This is a genomic window from Actinomadura rubrobrunea NBRC 15275, from assembly GCF_001552235.1.
GTDB classification, from domain to species: Bacteria; Actinomycetota; Actinomycetes; order Streptosporangiales; family Streptosporangiaceae; genus Spirillospora; species Spirillospora viridilutea.
This window is the reverse complement of record NZ_BCQU01000175.1, coordinates 1-4,577: the sequence shown is the minus strand read 5'-3', so window position 1 is coordinate 4,577 and position 4,577 is coordinate 1. Positions and strand designations below refer to the sequence as shown.

The 4,577-nt window shown below is 74.7% G+C and carries 5 protein-coding genes; 4 read left to right on the top strand and 1 reads right to left on the bottom strand.

Annotated elements, in window-relative coordinates; translation table 11 throughout:
- On the top strand, window positions 1-723 hold a 723-nt coding region (locus AR3_RS28650), incomplete at its 5' end, for an Hsp70 family protein (RefSeq protein ID WP_157406826.1).
- Between the two features lie 11 nt (window positions 724-734).
- Complete coding sequence (locus AR3_RS28645; protein WP_083952242.1) at window positions 735-1,163, top strand: heat shock protein transcriptional repressor HspR; 429 nt, start codon at window positions 735-737, stop codon at window positions 1,161-1,163.
- An 84-nt stretch (window positions 1,164-1,247) separates the two neighbouring features.
- Here the strand turns inward: AR3_RS28645 and AR3_RS28640 are convergent, their stop codons facing one another.
- Complete coding sequence (locus AR3_RS28640; RefSeq protein ID WP_067918714.1) at window positions 1,248-2,501, bottom strand: MFS transporter; 1,254 nt, start codon at window positions 2,499-2,501, stop codon at window positions 1,248-1,250.
- A 339-nt stretch (window positions 2,502-2,840) separates the two neighbouring features.
- On the opposite strand from AR3_RS28640, the gene AR3_RS28635 reads away from it, so the two are divergent.
- Both AR3_RS28635 and hpnC read left to right on the top strand, forming a co-directional pair.
- Window positions 2,841-3,620 (top strand): SDR family NAD(P)-dependent oxidoreductase, encoded by a 780-nt coding sequence (locus AR3_RS28635; protein WP_067918711.1) that lies wholly within the window; start codon window positions 2,841-2,843, stop codon window positions 3,618-3,620.
- Between the two features lie 286 nt (window positions 3,621-3,906).
- The coding region (gene hpnC / locus AR3_RS28630; protein ID WP_067918709.1) for a squalene synthase HpnC at window positions 3,907-4,577 on the top strand (671 nt) is incomplete at its 3' end.

Here is a 4,577-nt window from a genome sequence, read left to right as displayed (position 1 = left end):
GGGATCTTCGCGAAGATCATCGAGCGGAACACCACCATCCCGACCAAGCGGTCGGAGGTGTTCTCGACGGCCAGTGACAATCAGCCGTCGGTGGGGATCCAGGTCTTCCAGGGCGAGCGGGAGATCGCCGCCTACAACAAGAAGCTGGGCACGTTCACCTTGGACGGGATTCCGCCGGCGCCGCGCGGCGTGCCGCAGATCGAGGTCACGTTCGACATCGACGCGAACGGGATCGTGCATGTGTCGGCCAAGGATTTGGGCACGGGCAAGGAGCAGTCGGTGACGATCACCGGTGGGTCGGCCCTGCCCAAGGAGGAGATCGACCGGATGGTCCGGGAGGCGGAGAAGTACGCCGAGGAGGACCGGCGGCGTCGGGAGGAGGCGGAGGTCCGCAACGAGGCCGACACGTTGTCGTATTCGATCGAGAAGTTCTTGCGGGAGAACGAGGACAAGGTCTCCGACGACCTGAAGAAGGAGGTCGAGGAGGCCATCGCGGATGTGAAGAAGAAGCTGGAGGGCGGCGACACGGACGCGATCCGCTCCAGCACGCAGCGGTTGAGCCAGGTCAGTCAGAAGGTGGGGGCGGCGATCTACGCCAACGCCCAGGCCGCCCAGGGCGACGGCGCGTCCGCGGGGACTTCTGGCGACGGCGGGTCCGAGCAGGACGAGGAGGTCGTCGACGCCGAGATCGTCGACGAGGGCAAGAGCCGGGACGCACGCTGAGGCGGTGCCGGATGAGCACGCCGATCGACGACGACACGCCCGTCTACGTCATCTCGGTCGCGGCGCAGCTGTCCGGACTGCATCCCCAGACCCTGCGCGCCTACGACCGGATGGGGCTGGTGTCGCCGGTCCGCGTGGGCACCCGCAACCGGCGCTACTCGATGCGCGACATGATGACGCTGCGCGAGATCCAGCGGCTGTCGCGCGACGAGGGCGTCAACCTCGCGGGCATTCGGCACATCCTCGACCTGCGGCGCGAGACCGAGGCGCTGCGGCAGGAGGTGCGGCGGCTGCGCGACCTGGCGGATCAGCTGAGCAACGAGCTGGAGGCCGCCCGGAGCGTGGCCGCGCTCCTCGCGCGGCGGGTGCGCGGAAACGCCGCCGCGGGCGGCGTCCGGGACGCGTCCGCGCACGAGGACGGGCGGCCTCGCCCGCGGTGACGAGGACGGGCCGATGGAGCGGCCGGCCCTGAACGCGGCGGCGGGCCTGCACTCCATCGCGCCCGCCGCGGCGGGGGCGGGCGGCTAGCCCAGGTCGGTCACCGCCCGGTCCTCGCCGTCCGGGCGCCGGACGAGGAACGTGCCGCAGAACACCGCCAGCCCCGCCACGATCAGCACGAGGCCGGCCGGGGCGACGTCCACCGGCACGAGGGACGTCCGGCCGAGCGCGTCGGCGGCGGCGCTCGCCGCCGCTGCGGCCACGGCCCACCCGGACCGCAGCACGGCGTGCAGGGCGGTGAGGCCGAGGGCGCGGCCGGGGCCGGCCAGGGTCTCCTGCAGGTAGGTGATCCCGCCGATCAGCGTCGCGGTGGCGGCGGCCGCGAGCAGCACCGTGCCCGGGAACCACCACGCGGTCGACGCCAGCGCGCCCATCGCGATGATCACCAGGCCCTGCGCGGCCGCGCCCAGCCGGATCTGGCCGATCAGCCCGGCCCCCCGGCACAGGCGGGCGCCGAGCACGCCCGCGAACGCGCCGACGCCGAGCAGCGCCACCAGCGCGCCGAACCCGGCGAAGCCCGCGCGCAGCACGTCCCGGACGAACGGGGCGCCGACCGCGAACAGCGAGCCCAGCCCCAGCGAGACCGCCGCCACCGCGGGCAGCACCGCGCCCACCGCGGGGAACCGCAGGGCGGCGAGGAGGCCCGCACCCCGGGCGCCGCGCCGCGGGCCGAGACGGGGCAGGCCGCGCACCGCGACGAGCGAGATCAGGTACGCCGCGGCGTCGAGCGCGGACACCGCGACGAGGTGGTCGCGGCCCGTCCAGGCGAGCAGGTCCGACAGGAACACCAGGGCGCCGAACGCCCCGGCGCCGATCGGAATCATGGCGCAGGACAGGGCCATCGTGACGCCGTTGGCCAGTTGCAGCGTCCGGCCGCCGGGCTCTTCGCCGCGGTGCCTGAGCAGGACGGGGACGGCCGCGTCCCGGGCGGGCAGGAACATCAGGCCGACGACTCCGAGGGCGACCGCCCACCCGCACAGCCACCACAGCGACGGCAAGAAGGGCAGGGCGGCCGCCAGGCCCGCCCGGACCAGGTTCGCGGTCATCAGCACGCCCCGGTGCCGCCACCTGGTGACCACGCGCGCGACCAGCGGCGCGGCCAGGGCCGAGGGCAGCAGGCGCAGCACGAGGACGCCGCCCGCCGCGGTGGCGGAGCCGGTGCGCTCCAGCACCAGGGCCACCAGCGCGAACGTGCCCAGCCAGTCGCCGAAGGAGGCGACCGACTGCGCCACCAGCAACCGCCGGAAGGCCGGACGGTTCAGCAGGTCCCTGATCCCCATGGGCACCCCGTGTCGGCGCGTCCGGCGGACGGTTCGCGGGTCGCCGCAGGCGCGAGCGGCCCGTCACGCGGGGAAATGCCACCGCAGGCATTGACGGTGCCCGGGCGGGGCTCCTCGCCCAGTCGGCGGCGTGCGCGCACCGGCCCGCCGGGACGCACATCGACCTCGCCCGCCAGTCGGCCTCGCCCCTGTCCGGAGGCGAGTGCCCGCGCCCCGTCCACCTGCGGCGGCAAACGCCCCGAAATCACCCCAGTCAGCGGAATGTCCACAGCCACCTGCTTCCCCGTCGGCCGCGCGGCATGCTCGAAAGGCCTGGTCACGAGCTCGTAGGCTGCGGGCATGAGGTTCCGTCGGCGGCCGGTGCCGCGGGGCGCGGTCGCGCTCGTGACGGGCGCGTCGTCGGGGCTGGGCCGGGCCATCGCCGTGGCTTTGGCGCGCGACGGCGCCCAGGTCGTGGTGCACGGCCGCGACGAGCGGCGGCTGGCGCGGACGGCCCGCGACACCGGCGGCATCCCGATCGCGGCCGACCTGGCCGACCCGGCGCAGGTGCGGCGGCTGGCCGACGAGGCGCTGCGGCGGGCCGGGCGGGTGGACGTCCTGGTGCACAACGCGGGGGTCGGCTGGGCCGGACGGTTCACCGACATGCCCGACAACGCCGCCGGCCGTCTGCTCGCGGTCGACCTGGCGGCGCCGATCGCGCTGACCCGGTCGCTGCTGCCGCCGATGCTGGCGCGGGGGAGCGGGAGCCTGCTGTTCGTCACCTCGATCGCCGGGCGGACGGGCGTGGCGGGCGAGGCCGTCTACGCCGCGGCCAAGGCGGGGCTGGACGCCTTCGCCGAGAGCCTGCGGCTGGAGCTGCGCGGCACCGGCGTCACCGTCGGGGTGCTCGTCCCCGGCGTGGTCGACACCGACTTCTTCGAGCGGCGCGGAGCGCCCTACGAGCGCCGCCGCCCCCGGCCGCTGCCGCCCGAGCGGGTCGCCGAGGCCGCGGTGCGGGCCGTCGCCGAGGGCGCGGCGGAGGTGCACGCGCCCCGCTGGCTGCGGCTGCCGGTCGTCGTCAAGGCCGCCGCCCCCGGGCTTTACCGGACCCTGGCGGGCCGGTTCGGGGAACACGTCTGACGGCCCATTTGCCGCGTCGCCGAAAACATATCCGACACCCTCCGCCTGCTTTTCCAAAAAGGGGGAAGCGATTGGCGGACGAACGGGCATGACTGCTGCTGAGAATGACCGGCGGGTGGTTTGCCCGATCCCGTCGCATCCCGGTCGCGGTGACTGACCTGGTGGTCCTGGCGTTCAACTGGCCCGGTCCCGTGCCTTTGGTCGGCTGCCTTGGTCGGCCGGACATCGAAGGGAGGACATGTCCGCGAACGCGCAGGCGTGGGATCCGGCAGCAGGTCCACGAACCTTGGACGAATTCGCGCGCCGGGAGAATTTCCCGGTCGCCACCCGGTTGCTGCCCGCCCGCCATCGCACCCACCTGCTGGCGGTGTACCGGTACGCCCGCTTCGTCGACGACATCGGGGACAGGGCGCCCGCGCGGGAGCGCAAGGCCCTCCTGGACGAGGTGGAGGCCGATCTGCGCCGTCTCTACGACGGCGGCGCGCCGGAACTGCCGCCGCTCGCCGGCCTGGCCGCGACCGTGCGCGACTGCCGCATCCCCGCCGAGCCGCTGCACCGTCTGATCGAGGCCAACCGGCAGGACCAGACCGTCACCCGGTACGGAACCTTCGACGACCTGGTGGCGTACTGCGCGCTGTCGGCCGACCCGGTCGGCCGGATCGTGCTGCACATCTTCGACGCCGTCACCCCGGACCGGGTCGCCCTCTCCGACCGGGTCTGCACCGCCCTGCAGATCATCGAGCACTGCCAGGACGTCGGCGAGGACTACCGGCGGGGGCGGATCTATCTGCCGCAGGACGACCTGCGGCGGTTCGGCTGCGTCGAGCGGGACCTGGCCGCCGCCGACACGCCGACCCGGCTGCGCGGCGTGATCGCGCTGCAGGTCGCGCGGGCGCGCCGCCTGCTCGACGAGGGCGCGGCGCTGGTCGGGGCGGCCCCGGCCGCCGCGCGCCCGCC

Excerpts from the sequence above, each read along its gene's own strand:
- AR3_RS28645 (WP_083952242.1), top strand. The coding sequence starts at position 735 with ATGAGCACGCCGATCGACGACGACACGCCCGTCTACGTCATCTCGGTC.
- AR3_RS28640 (WP_067918714.1), bottom strand. The coding sequence starts at position 2,501 with ATGGGGATCAGGGACCTGCTGAACCGTCCGGCCTTCCGGCGGTTGCTG.
- AR3_RS28635 (WP_067918711.1), top strand. The coding sequence starts at position 2,841 with ATGAGGTTCCGTCGGCGGCCGGTGCCGCGGGGCGCGGTCGCGCTCGTG.